We start from the raw sequence: 21,293 nt of genomic DNA on the forward strand, positions 1-21,293 counted from the left end.
AGGATGTTGTGAGTGTCTCCATAGGATATCTTGAAATTAAACTTTACATTCCTTACAGCCACTCTTTAAAAGAGAAAAGAATGGTGGTTAAAAGGTTGAAAGAGAGGCTTAAAAATAAATTTAATGTGGCCGTTTCAGAAATTGCAGAACATGATATGTGGCAGACGGGGGTGCTTGGAATTGTCACAATAGCCACCGATTCAAGGAAAGCTGATGAAACCCTTGAAAAGGTGGTTGGATTTATTGAGAGGATATCTCCGGGAATTATTGAAAGCTATCATAAAGAGTTGCTTTGAGATTTTTTCTCTTTTAGTTTTTTTATAGTTGATAAAAATTCAAGTTCCTGCTCTTCAAGGGCTGTTTCTATCTCTTTTATCGCTTTTTCATACATAGGAATATAATACTTCTCTACAGCATTAACTCTTATAACTGTTTTTTTCAGTTCTTCGGCCATTTTCCACGCCTTTATCTCCATCTCTGCAAGTTCCATAACCTTTTTTACAGAATCTATAAAAGCTGTCCTTGCAAGGTCAACGAATATGGATTCAGACACTATATCTACGGGGAATTTTTCAAGGTCAAGCTGATAGGATATGGAGGGTACAGGAATTCCTATGAAACTTTTCTCTTTCGCTTCTATTTTTCCTTTTAGTGCAGTGGTGTCAACGTACTCTTTTACCGATTCTCTTCCCTCTTCCATATACGCTTTTTTAAGCATTGCATACGCCTTTTGAACATAAATGTTTAACTCTTCCCTTGCTTTTTCTACCCTGTCAAGATGTTTCAGGATTTCTTTTATCAGGACATTTCTTTTATGTTGAAGAATATCTTTTCCTTCTTCCATTACGTTCAGATCTTTTTTCAGTTCAAGAAGCTGCGTTTTACTCTTTGTGAATTTCATCTTATGTACGCCTCTATCTCCTCTTTTTTCAGTCGTGTAAGTTCAGAATCAGGCAGGATAGCAAGAAGCTTCCAGCCTATTTTCATAGTTTCTTCAAGAGACCTATCTTCGCTTTCTTCCTGGGTTAAGAATTTACTCTCAAAAGCTCTACCAAACTCAAGATACTTTCTGTCTATATCACTTAATTCAGATTCTCCAATAATTGCTGCAAGCATTTCAACCCGTTTTGAACGGGCATAGGCTGAATATATCTGGTTTGCCCAGCGTCTCTGAAGTTTACTTATACCCTGATTCATGAGTCTTGAGAGAGAAGGAAGAATGTTTATGGGGGGATAGATACCTTTTTTAAACAGTCCTCTATCAAGAACGATCTGCCCTTCTGTAATGTAACCTGTAAGGTCTGGAATTGGGTGGGTTATGTCATCATCTGGCATTGTGAGAACCGGTATCTGTGTGAGGGAACCTTTTTTTCCTTTTATTAGTCCTGCCCTTTCGTAGATTGTTGCAAGGTCGCTGTACATATATCCGGGATAACCTTTTCTTCCCGGAATTTCATCCCTTCTGGAGGACATTTCCCTTAAAGCGTCACAGTAGTTTGTCATATCGTATAAAACTGCCACAACATCATACTCTTTCTCAAAGGCAAGATATTCTGCAAGTGTAAGAGCAGCTCTTGGAACAAGAACGTGATTTACACACGATTCACTTGCAAGACTCATAAATACAGCAGTTTTCTGGAAATTACCACCGGCCTTTATACTTTCTATTAGATTTGTTGCAATTTCGTATTTTATACCTATAATGCCGAGGATTATTGCTGTTTTAGGATTGTCTCCTGGAATTTTTATCTGTTTTACAAGCTGTGCCACAAGTTTATCTGTCGGGACACCGGAAACTGCAAATACAGGCAGTTTTTGCCCTCTGACAAGGGTGTTTAGACCGTCAATTGCAGAAATTCCCGTATGGACAAAGCTATTCGGGAAATTTCTCCATGCGGGATTTATGGCTTCTCCGTTTATGTCAGCTTCTTTTTTTGAGATTATTCCTCCGAGATTATCCATCGGTTCACCGAAGGCGTTAAATATTCTACCAAGCATTCTCTCTGATACAGGAATTGTAAACGGCTTCCCTGTAAATCTCACTCTTATGCTGTTTACCTCTATACCTTCAGTCTGTCCCAGAATTTCTATAAGAGTTACCTTTTCGGTAAGTTCTACAATCCTTCCGGGAACTCTCCTATTCTTCCACCTTACTAAAACCTTCTCTCCAAAACGTGTTCCGTCCACAGTTTCAAACGCAAGAAGAGAACCTTTTATTCCAAGTGCACCTTCATACTCTATTATCATTTTTCCCACTCACTGTATGATTTTAAAAGGTTTTTATAGGTTTCTTCTATCTTCTCAATAATGTTTTCTGGTATCTTTTCAACAAATCTAAGCCTTAAAATCTCTTCAACTACTTTCTGTTCTTTAAGTATTTTTATAGGGATTCCTTTCTCTTTAAGGCACGCTTCCCACCACTGGTAGAGTGTTTTAAGGATTTCTGCTATCTTTATTTGCCTTTCAGGCGGGCAGTAGGCGTCTATCGGGTCAAAAGCGTTTTGCTGGAGGAAAACCTCTTTGATAAAGTGGGAGATTTCAACTATCAGTTTCTGTTCTTCAGGTAAAGCCTCAGAACCAAGGAGTTTTACTATTCTCTGGAGCTTGTCATCCTCTTGAAGGAGTTTCATCATCCAGCTTCTTAGCTCATACCAGTTTCTGTATATCTCCTCCCACCATTTTCTGACAGTTCCACCGTAAGCACTGTAGCTCTGGGTATAGTTTATAGCGGGATAAAACCTTGCATTTGCAAGTTCTTTATCAAGTGCCCAGAACACACTTGTGAATCTTCTTGTGTGTCTTGTAACAGGTTCTGAAAAGTCTCCGCCGGGGGGTGATACTGCTCCGATTATTGTAAGAGAACCGACACTTCCTGAAAGTGTTTCAACAAATCCTGCCCTTTCATAAACACCGGCAATTCTTGAAGAAAGGTAGGCGGGAAATCCTTCCTCTATCGGGAGTTCTCCCATTCTGGTTGAAAGTTCTCTCATCGCTTCAGCCCATCTTGATGTTGAATCAGCCATGAGAGCTACATGATAGCCCATGTCTCTAAAATATTCTGCTATTGTTATTCCAAGATAAATTGAAGCTTCCCTTGCAGAAACGGGCATATTTGATGTGTTTGCTATAAGGATTGTTCTTTCTATAAGTTTCTTTCCTGTTCTTGGGTCTTCAAGTTCGGGAAACTCTTCAAGAACTTCTGTCATTTCGTTTCCACGTTCACCGCACCCTATATAAACTATAATATCAGCATCGCACCACTTTGCGAGAGTTTGCTGTAAAATCGTTTTTCCTGTTCCAAACCCGCCGGGAATTGAAGCGGTTCCTCCCTTTGCAATCGGAAAGAGAAAATCTATTATCCTCTGCCCTGTTATAAGGGGAATATCCGGGTTCAGTCTTTTTCTGAATTTTCTCGGAAATCTTACAGGCCATTCCTGAACCATAGTAAGAGTTTGTCCAGAGTCAAGAGTTAAAAGTTCCTCTTCAACAGTGTATTCTCCTCCTTCCTCTATCGCATCAATAGTTCCTTTGATTCCCAAAGGAGCGGTGAGAAAATGTTTAATATTCCCTTCAGTTACGTATCCGAAAATTTCACCTTCGTTAATCTTTTCTCCCTTTCTTTTAAGGGGAACAAAGTGCCACCTTTTATCTTTTGATACAGGGAAAACCGATTTTCCTCTTTCTATTCTTTCTCCCAGCTTTTCAAGAGGTCTTTCTATTCCATCATAGATTGAACCAAGAAGTCCTGGTGCAAGCACCGCTTTTAACATTTCACCACTCAGTTTAACCGGTTCTTTAAGTTTCAGCCCATCTGTCGTTTCATATACCTGAATTGTTATGGTGTTTTCCTGTATTGCAACAACTTCTCCGATAAGTTTATCTTCTCCGACAAATGCAACTTCAAGGAGTTTTGGAGATTCTCCTTCAAGTTCAGCTTTCACAATTGGTCCGGATATGTAAGTTATCTTTGCCATTTAAACCTCTAAAATAGAAGCTATCTCTTTATCTATTTCTCCTTTGAACTCTTCAAGGATAGATTCAAGGGAAAACTCAATAACCATCCGTTCTTTTTTAAAAATAACCCCGTTTATGGATGGATCGGTTTCTATCTCAAACTGTTCCCCGACCATTTCTTTAACCCTGTTTTTAAATTCCGGTGATGTGATGATTTTCCCTGTTGTGTAGTTGTTCTTTATCCAGGTAAGAAAGCATCCGAGCATCATCGGAAACCGTTCCTGTAATTTTTCTTTAAGTGTGTTTAAAAGCTCTTCTCTTATAGCTATCTCTCTGTTTTCTATTTTTTTCCTTACTTCGGCGTCTATCTCTGCTATTTTGTTAAACTTAAAAGCTTCAATATCTATCAAAGCAGCCTGCCGTTTTTCTTCAAAAATTCTCTTTCCCTCTTTCTCTGCTTCAATCAACTTTTCCTGGGCATACAATCTGGCAGACTTTACCCTTTGTTCTGCTATCTCTTTTGCCCTTTCAAGAACCTTCTTTTCAAACTTACTGTAATCTGATTCCGAGTACACTTGCCAAAAACTCCTTTAAACTTTGTTTTGATGTAACTCCTTCAAATGAAGGCACAAAAACAACCGCCGGAAGAGCTTTTTTACCCAGCTTCTCTTTTAAGCTTTTGTTAAAAAAGTCAACAAATTTCTCTGAAACAACAATAACTGCCACAGAAGGTTCCTTTAAAAGTTTCAGCATCTCCTGCTGAAACTCTCTTTCTGTTTCAACTACTACCGTTTCAACACCTGCAAGTCCAAAACCGGTACATTCATCGTCCGTGCCGACAAACACCATTCTCATTACACTTTTCCGAGAATTAGAATTGCAATGATGAGACCGTAAATTGCTATACCTTCTGCCAGCCCAAGGAACACTATCGCTTTACCTGAAATCTCTGGCCTTTCACCAATGGCGCCCATAGCCGCAGAACCAACAAGTCCGACGGCTGCTCCGGCAGCTATAGTTGAAAAAGCAACAGATGCTGCTGCTGAGATATATGCCCACATTGCGTCACCTGCAAAAACTGTTAAAGGAAATAGGACAAGTAAAACGGTTCTTAATGCTGTTTTTCTCATTTCTCTTCCTCCAGTTTAAAAGGCTTGAAAGGTTTTCCGCCACCTTTGAAGAACTTTCCGAAAAATTCATAATATTCAAGTCTCATAGTTTGAATGGAAACAACAAGGGCTTCAAGAACAATAACTATGATATTTCCAACTATCATTACCAGCCAGTAACCTATCCCGTGCCCGCTTTCTCCAGAAATAGCTTTTCCTATTGCAAAAATTGCAAGCATAAGGGCTGCATGGGCAAGGGCAAAAGCGCCAAGCCTTACAAATGAAACGGTTCCTGTTATACTTTCAAGAAGAGCCATGAATGCGTCAAGAAAAGAGCCAAATATCTGCTTCTTTCTGTATATCTCATAACCTATTGCTATAGCAAGCAAAATTCCAACTATCGCAAGTTCTACTTTTACATCTCCTTTATATACTACAGCTTTTATGCCTATACCTATTAAAAACCAGTAGATCAGAAACCACAAAATTCCTCCTTCTCCGGCTATCATTTCGCCGTACTCTTTCTCTCTGAATTTAGTGAAAATATTTATAAGGAATCCAAGAGAGAGTACAAATACGCCAACACCGAGACTGAACATAATAAGCTTATCTATCTCTTCCATCGGGTTGAAAAGTAGAGGGTGGATAAGGTGTTCATTCCCGAAAATTGAACCGTAAAGAAATCCGAAGATTGTTGAACTGATACCGCAAAAGATAAGAACTTTTCCGTAGCTTTTAAGAATTTCTGTCTTCTTTGAAAGGATGTATCCTGCAATGGCAAGAACAATGCCGTGTCCTACGTCTCCAAACATAACGCCAAATAGTAGAACAAAGATAAGAGCAAAAAATGGAGTAGGATTCAGTTCTTTGTAGGACGGGTATGCAAATCCTGTTACAAGCTCTTCAAACGGCTTTAACAATTTAGGTGTTTTTAAAAGTACCGGAGCGTCCTCTGTTTCACTGAAAACAACTTTTGAATGCTTTAAATTATTGACAAGTTTCTCCTTTTCGCTTTCTGGAATCCATCCTTCAACAACGTATCCTTCCGCAGTTCTTTTCACAAGATTTTCGGTCTCAAGGATTTTCTTCATGATATTTAGCTTTATCAGTATTTCAAGGACTTTTTTACCGTACTGATCTATGGCTTCTTTTTTCTGTTTTTTAAATATCTCTTTCTCTTTTAAAACCTTTTCTTTCGTTTCAGAGAGAAAATCCTGAAGATTTAATGTTCTTCCTTCAGTTTTTTCTATAGATTTTTCTATTACATCTTCAATGTCGTCGGTGTAAAAAACAGCAACGGCGACAGAACCTTCACTTAGCTGATTGTGAACAGTAAATCCCTTATAGCTTTTTACTGTTAAAAGCAAAGATTCAACAGTCTCAGCAGGTATTAAAACAATTTTAAGTTTTATAAATTTCAGTTTTTTTATAACTTTCTCAAGGTCTATCTCCTCTTTTAGCGTGGATTTAACCTCGTCGGCTGTAAGAACATCTTTCACTTTTTGGGCTATTTTTTTTCCTTCACTTGAAAGTTTGTCCACAATTTTTGATATGTTATTTAAAATAGTTTCGGCTTTATCTATCTCTTTTGGAATTTCTGTAAGAGTTATTTCTCCGGCTTTAACTTTTTCTTCTCTTATTCCCAGAGCATCAAGTGTTGTTTTTGCGAGAGAAATCAGGGATTCCACCCGGTTAAGTTCAGATTCAAATATCTTTGTCTTTTTTGAATCATCAATATGAAGAACCCCTAATTTTCCCAGAGTTTCTATCTCTTCATCAAGATACTTTTCAGGTATCGTTACTGTAACCTTAAACATTTTCTCTGGAAAAAGCATTACACACCTACCAGCATACGTTTTATTTCCTGTTCAGGAAGCCCGAGTCTTATTCCTTCAATACAGGCTTTAAGGTTTTTTATTTCAATTTCTTTAAGTCTTAAAAGTGCAAAGGGAACCGAAAGTTTAAACGGATATCCCAACCATACCTTTTTCAAAACGCTTATATGGTAGTTATAAAGTTGGTTTCTCATATCGGTAAAATCAGTTATGGGTTTTCTGAATATCTCCGGAACTATCAAGGAAATTTCAGAAAGTTTATCCGTTTTTAAAATTTTTTCAGCTTTCTCTTGTGATAGAAAGTTTCCAAAAGGAATAATGAATGAGCGGATTTCGTCTGTTTTGAAGTTGTATATAAACTTTAATCTTACAACTGTTAAAATATTTATAAGGTCAAAGTAACTTCCTGCAATTGTTTTAAGGTCTCTTCTGTCTATCCTGTCAAGCTTCAGTATAGCCTGTTTTAGTTGCTTTATGTATTGTGTATCAAGTTTTTTGAAAAGCTCTTTTGCGTTCTTTCTGTTTTGAAGTTTCTTTTTCTTTTCTTTTAAAAGTTTCCTTTCTATGAAAAAGAGTGAAAAGACTGCCTGTTCATTTTTGGATAGTTTTTCTGTAACTTTCTCGTAAAGGTATGTAAAGTAAAGATCAAGCCCTTTCTCTATTGAGTCCTGAAGCACGGAACGGACAAATTTCCCGTAAGGAGTGTCTTTTATGACGATTATGATATCTCCAACTGTTGTCGCACTGATAAGCTTTTCAAAAACTGAAAAATCAAGGAGTGTTGATTTTATGGTGCGGCACATTGCATTTACGTAGCTAAATCTTACCGGTTTAGCTATCCACAAATCCGCCCCCTCAAATTGTTAAATACTTTCTCTATAAATTTTTCTCTATTTTCTTTTGAGAGTTTTTCAAATTCTGAAAGAATTTTTTGAAGTTCAGCTTTTCTCTTTTTTCTGTATTCTTCAATCTCCTTTTTTGCCTGTTCAAAGAGCATTTCTCTTTCTTTTTCCACTTTCTCTATGTAGGAAGAGATTATCTGGTTGTATTCAACATTTGCTTTTTCTGTTATTTCAGCAGCTGAATTTTCCGCAGATATAACGATAGAGTGTGCCCTTTCATCAAGAGAGATGATGCGACCTGTAAGATCCCCCATTTATCCCTCTAAAGCGATTTTAACTGCATCTACAATAAATTTTATTCTATTATGATTTTTTTGTAAAGATATAAATCTATTTTTTTCTATCTCTTTTTCTCTTAACTCTTCAAGCTTTACATTTCTTATCTCACCGGAAAGGCCAACTTCTCCAAATACAGCAATCTCTTTTCTAACCGGCTTTCCGGTGTAGCTTGAGGCTATTGCAATAGCTACCGGAAGGTCTATTCCCGGTTCGTCAATCTTTACTCCGCCAACAACATTCACAAACACATCAAAGTTTCTTAAAGGATAACCAAGTTCTTTTTCAATAATGGCTATTATGATGGAAAGCCTGTTTATGTCTATTCCTTTTGCCCTCCTCTGCGGTGTACCAAAAGCTGCTCGTGTTACAAGAGCTTGAACTTCAAGGAGTATTGGTCTTGAGCCTTCTATTCCGCAGTAGATTACAGAGCCGGATTTTCCTTCAGGTCTTTGAGATAGGAAAAATTTGGACGGATTTTCCACCTGAATAAGTCCTTTCTCTTCCATTTTGAAGACGGCAATTTCTCCTGTTGCCCCGAAGCGATTTTTAAGACTTTTAAGAATGCGGAAGTTGTATCCCCTGTCTCCTTCAAACTGATAGACGGCATCAACAATATGTTCTAAAACTTTTGGCCCTGCTATGTTTCCTTCTTTGTTAACATGTCCGACTATAAAAGTGGTTATTCCTTTTGACTTTGAAATATTGGTAATTAATGCCGTTCCCTCTCTTACCTGGGAAACAGAGCCTGCAGCTGATTCAATAGAGGGAATGAAAGTTGTCTGGATTGAATCAACGATGAGGAAAGAGGGTTTTAATTTTGCTATGTGTTCTTTTATCTTTTCAAGATTTCCTTCTGCATAGATGAAAATATTGCTGCTCTTTATTCCAAGCCGTTTTGCCCTTAAAGATACCTGTTCTGGTGATTCTTCTGCAGTTACATAAAGAACTTTTCCGTAAGTGGATAGCTTTTCTGATAGCTGTAGAAGAAAAGTGGATTTTCCGATACCCGGTTCTCCTGAAAAAAGAGAGACAGAACCTTTTACAACACCTCCCCCAGCCACTTTGTCAAATTCAGTGATTCCTGTTTTAAATCTTTCTTTTTTTATCTCTTCAATTTCGTTAAGCAGTATCGGTTTTTCCTGAGATGAACTAACCCATGAAATTGATGGGGGAGTTTTCGGAGAAATTTTTGTTTCCTCTTTTTCTTCAACAAAAGTGTTCCACTTGCCGCATTCAGGACATTTTCCTGCCCATTTAGGACTTTTGTATCCGCAGTTTTGACATACATAAACTGTTTTAACTTTTCCCATTTCTACTCAAAGATAACCGTTTTGTTGTCATATACAAGTATTTTATTCTCAAGGTGAAGTCTTACAGCTTTTGCAAGGACTACCTTTTCAAGGTCTCTCCCTTTCTTTATCATTCCTTCAATAGTGTCTCTATGGGTTACCCTTACAACATCCTGTTCTATGATAGGTCCCTGATCTAAGTCTTCTGTGACATAGTGGCTTGTTGCTCCTATTATTTTGACTCCCCTTTCGTAGGCTCTGTGGTAAGGTCTTGCTCCTACAAATGCTGGAAGGAACGAATGGTGTATGTTTATTATTCTGTTTGGATAAGCTTTTACAAATTTAGGGGTTAAAATCTGCATATAGCGGGCAAGAACGATGAGGTCAATATCATTTTCCTTTAAAAGTTTTAACTCTTCCTCTTCAACCTTCTCTTTTGTTTCTTTTGTTTTTGGAAAGTGGTAAAAGTCTATACCGTACATTTTTACAACATTCTCAAGGTCTTTGTGGTTGCTTATAACAAGTTTCAGGTTTCCTTTCATTTCGTTTGCTTTAAAACGGTAAAGAAGGTCGTAAAGGCAGTGGTCATATTTTGAAACAAATATGGCTACACTTGGAATATCTGTATTAAATTTTAGTTCCCATTTCATTGAGAATTTATCGGCAATAAAAGAGAAAGCTGTCGCTATCTTTTCTTTCGGGATTTTAAAGCCGTCAAGAGACCACTCTATTCTCATAAAGAATATTTCCTTCTGAAAATCTATGTGCTGGTCTGCGTGGATTATATTCCCATCGTTTCTTGCGATAAATCCGGTTATTTCAGATAATATTCCTTTCCTGTCGGGGCAGGAGATCAGCAGTGTGGCAGTTTCTTTCATGAAGCCTCCTGATTATTCCACAGTAACGCTTTTTGCAAGATTTCTTGGCTGGTCGACATCATATCCGAGAAAATCTGCTATGTAATAGGCAAACAGCTGGAGAGGAACGACAGTTAGAAACGGAGTCAGAAGTTCATCTGTTTCAGGGATTTCAATGATTCTATCTGTTAATCTTCTTATCTCTCCACATCCAGCGTTTGTTACTGCAATAACCCTTCCTTTTCTTGCCTTTACCTCTTCTATGTTTGATACCATTTTTTCGTAAACTCTGTCTTTTGGTGCTATCACGATGACCGGCATCTTTTCATCTATTAATGCTATGGGGCCATGTTTCATTTCACCTGCCGGGTATCCTTCGGCGTGTATGTAGGATATTTCTTTAAGCTTTAATGCCCCTTCAAGTGCTATAGGATAGTTAACGAATCTTCCGAGAAACAGTGCGTCCTTTGCCATGTAAAATTCAAGTGCAAGTTGCCTTATCCTCTTTTCCTTTTTTTCTGTTTCAAGAAAATCTTCCATTTTTGATGGGATTTTTATAAGTTCATCTATATATTTTTGCTCCTCTTCTTTGGTTACTGTTCCTTTTATAACTCCGATTTCAAGTGCAGTTAGAAAGAGTGCTGTAAGCTGCGTTGTAAAAGCTTTTGTTGAAGCAACACTTATTTCAGGACCTGCGTAAGTATAAATTGTGTAATCTGCTTCCCTTGTAAGTGTTGAGCCGATAACGTTGCATATTGCTATAACTTTTGCCCCTTTTAACTTTGCAAGTCTTACAGCTGCAAGGGTGTCTGCTGTTTCTCCAGATTGAGATATTGCGACAACAACCGTATTTGAGTCTATCAGCGGGTCTCTGTATCTAAATTCTGATGCGTAATCAACTGAAACGGGAATTTTTGATAAGGTTTCTATGAAAAATTTACCTATAAGCCCTGCGTGGTAGGATGTTCCACATGCCACAATCTGGATTTTATTAAAATCAAAAGGAAGCTCTGCTTCTCCCTTTATTAGAGATAGTTTCCCTGAAATTGTGTCTGAAATACCTTTTGGTTGTTCATATATCTCTTTAAGCATAAAATGCTTATACCCTGCCTTTTCCGCCTGAGCGATAGACCATGGAATCGTTTTTATGTTTTTGTTAAGGATTTCTCCACTTTTATCGTAAACGGTTACCCTATCTCTTTCTATAACTGCAAACTCATCGTCATCAAGGAAAATCACTTTATTTGTATACTGTAAAAATGCAGGAACATCAGAAGCAAGGAAGTTTTCATCTTCTCCAATTCCTATCACGAGAGGACTATCTTTTCTGGCGCACACTATTTTTTCAGGTTCTCCTTCATAAATAACAGCAATAGCATAGGAGCCTTTTAACTTCTGGGAGGTATTAAATACCGCTTTTAAAAGGTCTTTCCCTTGTGCAATCTCCTCTTCAATCAGATGGGCTATTACCTCTGTGTCGGTGTCCGATTTAAAAACATGTCCTTTTTCTTTTAGGATATTTTTAAGCTCAACAAAGTTCTCAATAATACCGTTGTGAACAACAGCTATTTTTCCTGTACAGTCTGTGTGAGGATGTGCATTTTTATCTGTTGGCTCTCCGTGGGTTGCCCATCTTGTATGTCCTATTGCCACAGATGGTAGGGATAGATCTCTGTTTACTTCTATTTCAAGATTTCTTAGTTTTCCACTTCTTTTAAATATCTTTAATTTTCCACTATCTATAAATGCGATACCTGCAGAGTCGTATCCTCTGTATTCAAGTCTTGAAAGTCCATTTATTACAACGGATTTTGCGTTATCTTTTCCGATATATCCAACAATTCCACACATAGTTGCCTCATTGTTTAATATTTATTCACTCTTTCTTTTAAGGTAAAAATATACCATAATAACTTTGTCAAAACACTAATTTTTGCAGGAGGAAGGTAAATGAATCTAAACGTAACTCCACTTGATTTTCAGCCAGCTAATGAGCTTGGTGTTGAGATTGTTGAGAGGAAAGGCATAGGCCACCCTGATACTATATGTGATGCTCTTGCTGAGAAACTTTCGGCAGAGCTTTGCAAGTTTTATAAAGAGAAGTTTGGTTTCGTTCTTCATCACAATGTTGATAAGGGTTTACTCCTTGGTGGAAGTGCAAGTCCAAAGTTTGGCGGTGGGGAAATTACAGCTCCTATAGAAATTTATCTTGTTGGTAGGGCTATAAAAGAGTATAAAGGGATTAAGGTTCCTGTTGAGGAGTTTGCTATTGAAGGGACGAAAGAGTGGTTAAAGGAAAATATCCATGCTCTTGACCCTGAAAAAGATGTGAAAATTCACTGCCTTGTAAGGCCTGGTTCTGTTGATCTTGTTGATATCTATATGAGACAGCTTGAAACTGGTGTTCCCCTTGCAAACGATACCTCTTTTGGTGTTGGTTTTGCGCCGTTTGATGAAGTGGAAAATATCGCCTTTAATGTTGAAAAGGTATTGAACAGTAAAGAGATGAAGAAGAAATATCCTGAAATCGGTGAAGATATAAAAGTTATGTGTGTAAGAAAGAGAGATGTTATAGATGTAACGATAGCCTGTGCTTTTGTTGATAGATTTGTTAAAGATATTAACGATTACATTGAGAAAAGGGAAAATGTGAGAAAAATAGCTGAAGAGGTTGCCAGAAAGTATACAAACAGAGAAGTTCTGATTCATGTTAACACAGGTGATGATGATAAGAGGGAAAACGTTTATATCACTGTTGCAGGAACATCAGCAGAGGCCGGAGATGATGGTGAAGTTGGAAGAGGAAACAGAGTAAATGGACTTATTACTCCGTATAGACCGATGAGTCTTGAAGCTGCTGCTGGCAAAAATCCGATAACACATGTTGGTAAACTTTACAATATTACAGCCATGGAGATTTGTGAAGCTGTTGTTAAGGAGATTCCGGAAGTTAAAGAAGCTTACTGCTACATTGTAAGCCAGATAGGTAAGCCGATAAGTGAGCCTCTTGCTCTTGATGTGAAAATAAGGACAGAGGATGGCAAAGTTGAAGCTTATAAAGATAAGATAGAACCGATAGCCAGAGAGCACCTTTCAAATATTGGGAATATCTGGAAAAGACTTGTTGATGGAGAGATAGTTGTTTATTGATGAGTTTGGTTGAAATTTCATTTAAAGCCCGGGAATTTTCCCGGGTTTTTTTGTTTTGATTTTTTGTTTTATAATCGTATTAAGTTTTTAAATACATGGAGGCGGTTTAGTGTTATCTCATCTTCTTGAAGCCGGAATTGTTCTTTTTGTTTCAGGTTTCTTTATAGGATTCCTTTCCGGGCTTCTTGGAAAAGGCGGAGGATTGTTACTTATCCCGACTTTCTGGTTTATTTTTCCTTTTATAGGGATTCCCGAAAAGATAGTTCCCAAGGCTGCTGTAGCCACATCGTTAGCATGTATGACAGTTACTTCTTCAACATCTGCATGGCAGCACATTAAAAAGGGTTATTTAAAGAAAGATATCTTTTTTAATCTGCTTATAGGTGCTGTTCCTGGAGTTTTTATAGGAAGTGCTATTACTGCAAGACTTCTCTCTCCAGAGATGACAAAACTGCTTTTTGCTATTTTCCTTATCTTTATGTCGTTAAAGATGTTGAAAAAACCGGAAAAGGGAGAAAAAACAGAGAAAATTAATAAAAGGAAAGTTTTGTTAACAGGTTTTGCTTCCGGTTTTATAGCGGGTTTACTTGGAATAGGTGGTGGTTCGCTGGTAACTCCTATGCTTTATTCCTTTGCAGATGTTCCTATAAAAGTTGCTATGGCAACATCAACAGGAATAGTATTTTTCAACTCATTCTTTTCTGTTTTAAACTACATTTATTACGGTTTAAATAAAGTTAATTTTCCTTACTTTTTTGGGTATGTTTATATCCCTGTTCTAATATTTATGGTTCCTTCTCTTTATATCGGCACAAGAATTGGTGTAAGATTGATGCACAGGGTTAATTCAGAAAAGTTAAGAAAGTGGTTTGCTGTTTTTTTAATTTTTGTTGCCTTTGAAGTTATACTTAAACTTGTTGGTGGATTTTTAAAGTAATTAGAGTGAATTTTTGTGTTATAATTTGAGTAAAATTAGGATAATTTAACGATTAATCCGGTGTAATGTTTAAGGGGAAATTGAATGGCATCTATAGTTGAGTATTTGAAAGAGCTTGTTGATAGAGGTGGATCAGACCTTCATATATCTCCTGGTAGTCCTCCGAGAATAAGAGTAAGCGGGGATCTTACACCTATAGAGGGGGCGGAAGTTTTAACTCCAAGTGACACTAAAAGGTTGATATATAATGTTTTAACCGATATGCAGAAAAAGAGACTTGAGGAAGATCTTGAGCTTGACTTCTCTTTTGGAATAGAGAATCTTGCAAGGTTCAGGGGAAACGCTTTCTATCAGAGAACAACACTTGCAGGAGTTTTCAGGCTTATTCCTTATGAAATACCGCCTTTTGAAAAGCTTGGACTTCCAGAAGTCGTAAAAAGCTTTGCCAGCCTTGACCAGGGACTTGTTCTTGTAACTGGTCCTACCGGTTCAGGTAAATCTACAACTCTGGCAGCTCTTATCAATATAATAAATGAAACCTATCCTTACCATATAATCACCATAGAAGATCCGGTTGAGTTTGTATATGAACATAAAAAATCTCTTGTTAATCAAAGGGAACTTGGAAGTGATACCAAGTCATTTGCCAATGCTCTTCGTTCTGCGTTAAGGGAAGACCCTGATGTTATTCTTGTTGGTGAGATGAGGGATATGGAAACCATAGCTGCAGCTTTAACAGCTGCTGAGACAGGTCACCTTGTTTTCGGAACACTTCACACCAACTCTGCGATAGAAACCATTAACCGTATAGTTGATGTTTTCCCTGCTGATAAGCAGTCTCAAATCAGAACTCAGCTTTCATTTTCACTTCAAGGCATTGTTGCCCAGAAACTTTTAAAAAGAAAAGATGGTAAAGGAAGAGTTGCAGCAGCAGAAGTTTTTATACCAACACCTGCAATTAGAAATCTGATAAGAGAAAATAAATTGCATCAGATATACTCTTTAATGCAGACAGGTCAGGCGGAAACAGGTATGGTTACAATGAATCAAAGTCTTGCAAGGCTTTACCTTGCCGGTGTGATAGATATTGAAACGGCAAAGAGTGTTTCACCTGAACCGAAAGAGCTTGAAACGTTAATAAAAACTTATGGTCGGTGATTTGGGGAGATTAGCTTATGCCAACGTTTGTTTATAAAGGAAAAACGATTTTAGGTAAGGTTAAAAAGGGGAAGGTTACTGCAGATAACATAGATGTTGCAAAAAATCTCATAAGAGCGAAAGGTGTTGTGGTTATTGAAAGTATTAAAGAGGAATCTTCCTCCGGCTTAAATATGGAGATAAATTTATCTTTTCTTGATAAAGTTAAGTTAAAAGATATTGTTATTTTTACCCGTCAGCTTTACTCAATGATAAATGCAGGTATTCCTCTTGTAAGTGCTTTGAGGGCTCTTGAGCAGCAGGTATCAAACAGGAAATTGAAAGAGGTGATTAAAGACATAGCAAAACAGGTTGAGGAGGGAGGAAGATTTTCCGCTGCCCTTGCAAAGCACAAAGATGTTTTCAGTGATCTTTATGTCAGTATGATAAAAGCGGCAGAGGAAGCTGGTACTCTTGATTCTACTCTTAAAAGACTTGCAGAATACCTTGAAAAAATCGAGCATTTAAGGGCAAAAGTAAAAAGTGCAATGTTTTACCCAACATTTGTTCTTATTATTGCCGGAATTATTGTTTCAGGTATTTTGATTTTTGTTATACCAACATTTCAAAATATATATGCCGACCTTGGTGGGCAGCTTCCTGCCCTTACCCAGATGGTTATAAAGCTCAGTGATTTTTTAAGGGATTATATAGGTTGGATGATAGGTGGAATTGTCGTTTTTATCTTTGTGTTTAAGCGTCTTCTGAAAATTCCGAAGTTTAAGTATTATTTTGATATGGTAATGCTTAAGGTTCCTGTCTTTGGAGAACTTATTCTGAAAAGCTCAATAGCAAATTTTGCAAGGACACTTTCTTCTATGATTTCAAGTGGTATAAATATTTTAAAAGCTCTTGAGATTGCAGCAGAAACATCAAATAACAAGATAATTCAGGAAGAGATACTTAAGGTTAAAAATCAGGTGGAAAGAGGTATAAGCCTTGCCGTTGCTCTTTCAAGGAGTAAGATATTCCCTCCGATGCTTATAAATATGGTTGCAATTGGAGAGGATGCAGGTAATCTTGATGAGATGCTTGCTAAAGTTGCGGAGTTTTATGAGGAAGAAGTGGATACAATGGTTGATGGTCTTACCTCTCTTATAGAACCGATGATGATGGTTTTGATAGGTGGGGTTATAGGTTTTATTATTATTGCTATGTATCTACCGATATTCAAGATGGGAGATCTTGTTAAGTAACTCTTTCTCTTAATATAGTTAGCTCTGGTATGGTTATTTTGTTCTTAAATTCAATTTGAACTTTAAAGTTCGGATGTGCTTCTTCTATCTTTGATTCATCCTTGCTTATAGTGACTATTTCAGTTTTTTTTGAAAAACCTTCCTTAAAGAAAAGTTCAACTTTTGCTCCTGTTTTTATTTTGTTTCGTATCTGCCATATTCCGTCTTTGTAAATTCCAAGAAACCTGTAATTTCTTATGTAGGAGCTTGTTTCAAAATGTTGCAATTCTTTCTCTTCTGTTAAAAATCCTGTAGTGTAGGGTCTGTGGCTTACTTTTTCAAGCTCTTTTACAAATTCTCCTATTTTCTCTTTAAATTTTTCTCTTTTTCCTTCTTTTATCAGGTTTATTGCCTGCCTGTAAATGGCCGTTGTTACAGCCACGTAATAGGAGCTTTTTACCCTTCCTTCAATTTTTACAGAATCAACACCTGCATCATATAGCTTATCAAGAAGTGGAAGAGCACACAGGTCTTTGGAGTTAAAGATGTAAGTTCCGTGGCTATCCTCTTCTATCTGGTAAAGTTCTCCTTCTCTTTTCTCTTCCATTACATAATATTTCCACCTGCAGCTCTGGGAGCATGCACCTTTGTTGGAATCTCTATGGGAGAGATAATTTGATAGAAGGCATCTTCCTGAATACGCCATACAGAGAGCTCCATGAACAAACACTTCAATTTCCATTTCAGGAAGCTTTTCCTTTATCTCTCTTATCTCTTCAATAGATAGTTCTCTTGCAAGGACGATTCTTGAAGCTCCTAAAGATTTATAAACTTTTACAGCTTCATAATTTGTTACATTTGCCTGCGTGCTTATGTGAATTGGAATGTTTGAATTTTCAGCAGCAATTGATAAACCGCCGATATCAGATACGATAAATGCGTCAGGTTTAAGGGGAGTTATCTCTTTTATAGCTGTTTTAAATTCTTCCAGGTCCTTGTTTTTTAAAAATGCGTTAAGTGTTACATAAACTTTCACTCCTTTTTTGCGGGCGTAGTTTATTCCCTCTTCAAGCTCCTCTATAGTGAAATTTCCTGCTCTTTCTCGTAAACTTAACTTTTTTACTCCAAGATAAACTGCATCAGCTCCATAATCTACTGCAACTCTCAGCTTCTCAAGTGTTCCGGCTGGCGATAAAAGTTCCATCTCTACTCCTGATGTTTGTGTTGCAGTATTAAACATAGACATTTGTTGCCATTATTCAATAAACCTCTTAACTTTTTATAAAAGCTTTTTCTTGCAGGAGTTTATATGTATTCAGTCGGTATAGATATAGGTTCAACAACAATTAAGTGTGTGGTTATAGATGAGAACGGAAAAATTCTGTTCAAAAGTTATGAGAGGCATGAAGCAAAACAGGGAGAAAAACTTTTAAATCTTCTTTTTGAAATAGAGAAACGGTTTGGTAAGAAGTTTTCTCTTTTTATGACAGGAAGCGGTGCTACTATTTTTTCAAACATTCTGGATGTGAAATTCATTCAGGAAGTTAACGCTGTTAGTATAGCAGTTGAGCATTATGAAGCTGATACCAGAACCGTTATTGAGCTTGGCGGTCAGGATGCCAAAATGATTTTCTGGCAGGAGGTAAAAGGAAAAAAAAGAAAGATTACAACTATGAACGATAAGTGTGCTGGCGGAACCGGTGCAACGATAGATAGAATTGTTTCAAAGTTAAAAATACCTGTAAAAAAGGCTGTTGATGTTAAATATGACCCTTCAAAGGTTTATCCCGTTGCTGCAAAGTGCGGTGTTTTTGCTGAAACGGATATAACAGGATTGCAGAAGTGTGGAGTTGAGCCGGATTCTTTACTTATTTCCCTTTTTGATGCCATTGTGTTACAGAATTTAACCGTCCTAACAAGGGGATACACAGTTGCTCCAAAGGTTTTGCTTCTTGGTGGTCCAAATACATTTTTTAAAGGACTGCAGGAAGCATGGAGATACCATATAGAAAATCTCTGGAAAGAAAAATCTATACCCTATTCTGAAAAAAGTGTTGTTATTCCTGAAAATTCCCAGATTTTTGCAGCCCTTGGAGCGGCAATTTACGGATTAAAAGAACCATGTATTTATAATGGAACAGAGTCTCTTTTGTCTTTTCTTTCAAAGGGTGAGGATGAACTGAAGAGAAAGACAGGAGTTGTAGGACTTTTAAAGAATAAAGAGGAACTTGAAGAGTTTAAAAAGGAAGTTTTTCGGTTTAGTTCTCGCTCGGTTGAATATACTTCTTTTTCATCTGAAAAAATAGATGTTTTTATAGGGATAGACGGTGGTTCCACGTCAACAAAAGTTGTCCTGATAGATAAAGAAAAAAGGGTTGTGGAAAAGGCTTATACCCTCTCTTCTGGAAATCCTATAACAGATGTTAAGAGACTTTTTAAAGAGATAAGGGAAAGGTTAAAAAAGAAGGGAATTGAAGTTTCTGTTAGGGGTGTGGGTGTTACTGGATATGCCAAAGAGATGATTAAAGAGATTGTAAGTGCTGATGTGGCTGTGGTTGAGACGGTAGCACATACCATTTCTGCTCTTTCCTTCTTTAATGATATAGATGTGATTGTTGATGTAGGTGGTCAGGATATAAAGGTGATTTTTATGTCAAACAACACTGTAAAAGATTTTAAATTAAATACTCAGTGTTCAGCAGGTAACGGATATTTTCTTCAGACAACTGCTGAAAGGTTTGGATTTTCGGTTGAAGAGTATGCAGATGTGGCTTTCAGGGCAAAGTATGTTCCTGATTTTAATTTTGGATGTGCTGTTTTCCTTGAGCAGGATATTGTTGATTTCCAGCGTCTTGGCTGGGAGCCGCACGAGATAATGGCAGGACTTGCAAAGGTTTTACCCAAAAATATCTGGCTTTATGTGGTTCAGGAGCCGAACTTAAGAAAATTCGGAAAGAGATTCCTTTTACAGGGAGGAACCCAGAGAAACCTTGCAGCTGTAAAAGCCCAGTATGATTTTATAAAAGAGCGGGTTCCTGATGCTGAGATTTTTGTTCATCCTTTGACAGGGGAAGCCGGAGCTTTCGGGGCTGCTGTAGAAGCCATGAAGACAGAAAAAACGGTATTTCCCGGCTTTGATGTTGTAGAAAATATGGAGATAGATGTTAAAAGTGATGAATCTACCCGTTGCACGTTCTGTTCTAATAGATGTGTAAGAACGTTTATTTACTTTAAAAATAAGCTTTACATCATAGCACCCTGCGAAAAGGGAAGTGTTGAGACGATTGATGAACTGAAAGAGAAAATCAATGAGTTGAAGGAGATAAAGAACAAGTATCCCAATATGCAGGAAATTTCGGCACAGCTTTGTTTTAAAGAACCAACGGTAGATTTGATTTCAAATAAGTTAAGCGGAATAACCGTTGGAATGCCAAGGGTTTTAAACTTCTACTCTATTGCTCCCTTCTTTTACGGTTACTTTAAATCTCTCGGGGCAAAAGTAATTTTCTCTCCGTATACTACCGAAGAGATGATTAAAAAGGACCTTGTAGGCGGAGCCATAGACCCCTGTTTTCCGAGTAAAATAGCTCTTGCCCATGTTGTTAATCTTATAAGAAAAAAGCCAGATATTATATTTTTCCCGAAAATCTTAACCCTTCAAAAAATGATACCAGATTCTGAAGATTCAAAGGCGTGTCCTACTGTCTCTGGAACTCCTATGGTTGTTAAAGCTGCATTGACAAAAGAGAGGAATGTTTTTGCCGAAAAAGGTATAAAGTTTGTTTCTCCGATTATCCATTTTCACGATCTGGATTACCTTGAGTTTGAAATGTTTGAAACATTTAGAGAGTTTGGAATATCAAAAGAGGAGAACAGTAAAGCTGTAAGGGGAGGGTTGTTGGCACTTAATAAATATTACAACACTTTAAAAAGTATGGGGAAAGAGATTTTGGACAGAGCTGAGCAGGAAGGTAAGATTGTAATTCTTGCCCTTGGAAGGCCTTACCACAATGACCCGGGAATAAATCACGGGATTACAGGAGAACTTCAAAAGAAAGGTTATCCCATTATTTCAGTTGATTCACTTCCTGAAAACAGAAATATCTCTTTATCTTCTGTTTATAAGAAATCTTATAGTGAGAATACCAACAGAAAACTCTGGGCTGCACTTTATGCAGCATCCTGTCCAAACATGGCGGTTCTTGACTTTTCAAGTTTCAGGTGTGGTCCAGATGCCCCAACATACAGATTGATTGAAAAGATTATGGAGGAAAGTGGAACTCCGTATTTTACCTTCCATGAAATCGATGAGAATAAACCTTCAGGTGCCATAAAGATAAGGGTTGAGACGATAGATTACTTTCTCAGGCAGTATGAAAAGAATCTGCTTAACTCTTCTCGCCGGTAACAATTTTTTTCAATACAACTATGGTTATAAAGCCGTTAACAATTGCAAAGGGAAGACTTTTTAGGAGAATGCTGTAAACGGTTAATGTAAAGGAAGCAAACAGGTTAAACCATAAAAATAATCTGAATCTCTTTAAGTAAAGGAAAAGATAGGCTAAAAGCAGTAGAAAACATCCAAGCCAGCCGATAAGTTCAACCATTT

General features: G+C 37.3%; 20 protein-coding genes. 6 read left to right on the forward strand and 14 right to left on the reverse strand.

Annotated elements, in window-relative coordinates:
* Positions 1-8 precede the first annotated feature (8 nt).
* A complete protein-coding gene (locus CHB58_RS00990; RefSeq protein WP_089322229.1) occupies positions 9-296 on the forward strand; it encodes a DUF503 domain-containing protein in 288 nt (95 codons plus the stop codon).
* Here CHB58_RS00990 and CHB58_RS00995 read toward each other — a convergent pair.
* From CHB58_RS00995 to glmS, 12 genes are read right to left on the reverse strand one after another with little or no spacing between them, the layout of a single operon-like run.
* Positions 278-901, reverse strand: a complete 624-nt coding sequence (locus tag CHB58_RS00995) for a V-type ATP synthase subunit D (protein WP_089322230.1) — start codon at positions 899-901, stop codon at positions 278-280. The genes CHB58_RS00990 and CHB58_RS00995 overlap by 19 nt on opposite strands.
* Complete coding sequence (locus CHB58_RS01000) at positions 898-2,247, reverse strand: V-type ATP synthase subunit B (protein ID WP_089322231.1); 1,350 nt, start codon at positions 2,245-2,247, stop codon at positions 898-900. Before CHB58_RS01000 ends, CHB58_RS00995 begins: the two co-directional genes overlap by 4 nt.
* A complete protein-coding gene (locus CHB58_RS01005; RefSeq protein WP_089322232.1) occupies positions 2,244-3,974 on the reverse strand; it encodes a V-type ATP synthase subunit A in 1,731 nt (576 codons plus the stop codon). Before CHB58_RS01005 ends, CHB58_RS01000 begins: the two co-directional genes overlap by 4 nt.
* Positions 3,975-4,529, reverse strand: coding sequence for a hypothetical protein (locus tag CHB58_RS01010; protein WP_089322233.1), 555 nt, complete (start codon positions 4,527-4,529; stop codon positions 3,975-3,977).
* On the reverse strand, positions 4,504-4,809 hold the full coding sequence (locus CHB58_RS01015) for a V-type ATP synthase subunit F (protein WP_089322234.1): 306 nt from the start codon (positions 4,807-4,809) through the stop codon (positions 4,504-4,506). The genes CHB58_RS01010 and CHB58_RS01015 overlap by 26 nt, the downstream gene beginning before the upstream one ends.
* Positions 4,809-5,084 (reverse strand): ATP synthase subunit C, encoded by a 276-nt coding sequence (locus CHB58_RS01020; protein ID WP_089322235.1) that lies wholly within the window; start codon positions 5,082-5,084, stop codon positions 4,809-4,811. Before CHB58_RS01020 ends, CHB58_RS01015 begins: the two co-directional genes overlap by 1 nt.
* Complete coding sequence (locus tag CHB58_RS01025; protein ID WP_089322236.1) at positions 5,081-6,898, reverse strand: V-type ATP synthase subunit I; 1,818 nt, start codon at positions 6,896-6,898, stop codon at positions 5,081-5,083. The genes CHB58_RS01020 and CHB58_RS01025 overlap by 4 nt, the downstream gene beginning before the upstream one ends.
* Positions 6,898-7,743, reverse strand: a complete 846-nt coding sequence (locus CHB58_RS01030; protein ID WP_089322237.1) for a V0D/AC39 family V-type ATPase subunit — start codon at positions 7,741-7,743, stop codon at positions 6,898-6,900. Before CHB58_RS01030 ends, CHB58_RS01025 begins: the two co-directional genes overlap by 1 nt.
* On the reverse strand, positions 7,734-8,054 hold the full coding sequence (locus tag CHB58_RS01035; RefSeq protein WP_089322238.1) for a F0F1 ATP synthase subunit B family protein: 321 nt from the start codon (positions 8,052-8,054) through the stop codon (positions 7,734-7,736). The genes CHB58_RS01030 and CHB58_RS01035 overlap by 10 nt, the downstream gene beginning before the upstream one ends.
* The gene (gene radA, locus CHB58_RS01040; RefSeq protein ID WP_089322239.1) at positions 8,055-9,389 is read right to left on the reverse strand and encodes a DNA repair protein RadA; all 1,335 of its coding nucleotides are present in this window, start codon (positions 9,387-9,389) and stop codon (positions 8,055-8,057) included.
* Between the two features lie 2 nt (positions 9,390-9,391).
* Positions 9,392-10,246, reverse strand: coding sequence for a formyltetrahydrofolate deformylase (gene purU / locus CHB58_RS01045; protein ID WP_089322240.1), 855 nt, complete (start codon positions 10,244-10,246; stop codon positions 9,392-9,394).
* A 12-nt stretch (positions 10,247-10,258) separates the two neighbouring features.
* Complete coding sequence (gene glmS / locus CHB58_RS01050; protein WP_089322241.1) at positions 10,259-12,076, reverse strand: glutamine--fructose-6-phosphate transaminase (isomerizing); 1,818 nt, start codon at positions 12,074-12,076, stop codon at positions 10,259-10,261.
* Between the two features lie 99 nt (positions 12,077-12,175).
* On the opposite strand from glmS, the gene CHB58_RS01055 reads away from it, so the two are divergent.
* The 4 genes from CHB58_RS01055 (at position 12,176) to CHB58_RS01070 (ending at position 16,705) form a co-directional block, all read left to right on the forward strand.
* Positions 12,176-13,375 carry a methionine adenosyltransferase gene (locus CHB58_RS01055; RefSeq protein ID WP_089322242.1) on the forward strand — a complete coding sequence of 400 codons (1,200 nt, stop codon included), beginning with the start codon at positions 12,176-12,178 and terminating at the stop codon, positions 13,373-13,375.
* A gap of 109 nt (positions 13,376-13,484) precedes the next feature.
* The gene (locus tag CHB58_RS01060) at positions 13,485-14,312 is read left to right on the forward strand and encodes a sulfite exporter TauE/SafE family protein (protein ID WP_180706385.1); all 828 of its coding nucleotides are present in this window, start codon (positions 13,485-13,487) and stop codon (positions 14,310-14,312) included.
* A gap of 84 nt (positions 14,313-14,396) precedes the next feature.
* Positions 14,397-15,470: a type IV pilus twitching motility protein PilT gene (locus CHB58_RS01065; RefSeq protein WP_089322244.1), complete on the forward strand. Its 1,074-nt coding sequence runs from the start codon at positions 14,397-14,399 to the stop codon at positions 15,468-15,470.
* Positions 15,471-15,487: 17 nt separating this feature from the next.
* Positions 15,488-16,705: a type II secretion system F family protein gene (locus tag CHB58_RS01070; protein WP_089322245.1), complete on the forward strand. Its 1,218-nt coding sequence runs from the start codon at positions 15,488-15,490 to the stop codon at positions 16,703-16,705.
* On the opposite strand, the gene CHB58_RS01075 is transcribed toward CHB58_RS01070, so the two are convergent.
* Positions 16,698-17,888, reverse strand: a complete 1,191-nt coding sequence (locus tag CHB58_RS01075) for a peptidase U32 family protein (RefSeq protein ID WP_245807304.1) — start codon at positions 17,886-17,888, stop codon at positions 16,698-16,700. The two genes, CHB58_RS01070 and CHB58_RS01075, sit on opposite strands and share 8 nt — an antisense overlap.
* A gap of 105 nt (positions 17,889-17,993) precedes the next feature.
* Here CHB58_RS01075 and CHB58_RS01080 point away from each other — a divergent pair, with 105 nt between their 5' ends.
* Complete coding sequence (locus CHB58_RS01080) at positions 17,994-21,092, forward strand: BadF/BadG/BcrA/BcrD ATPase family protein (protein WP_089322246.1); 3,099 nt, start codon at positions 17,994-17,996, stop codon at positions 21,090-21,092.
* On the opposite strand, the gene CHB58_RS01085 is transcribed toward CHB58_RS01080, so the two are convergent.
* A complete protein-coding gene (locus tag CHB58_RS01085) occupies positions 21,073-21,291 on the reverse strand; it encodes a CBU_0592 family membrane protein (RefSeq protein ID WP_089322247.1) in 219 nt (72 codons plus the stop codon). The two genes, CHB58_RS01080 and CHB58_RS01085, sit on opposite strands and share 20 nt — an antisense overlap.
* Between the last annotated feature and the right edge of the window lie 2 nt (positions 21,292-21,293).

The organism is Desulfurobacterium atlanticum, assembly GCF_900188395.1.
In the GTDB taxonomy this organism is placed as follows: Bacteria; Aquificota; Aquificia; order Desulfurobacteriales; family Desulfurobacteriaceae; genus Desulfurobacterium_A; species Desulfurobacterium_A atlanticum.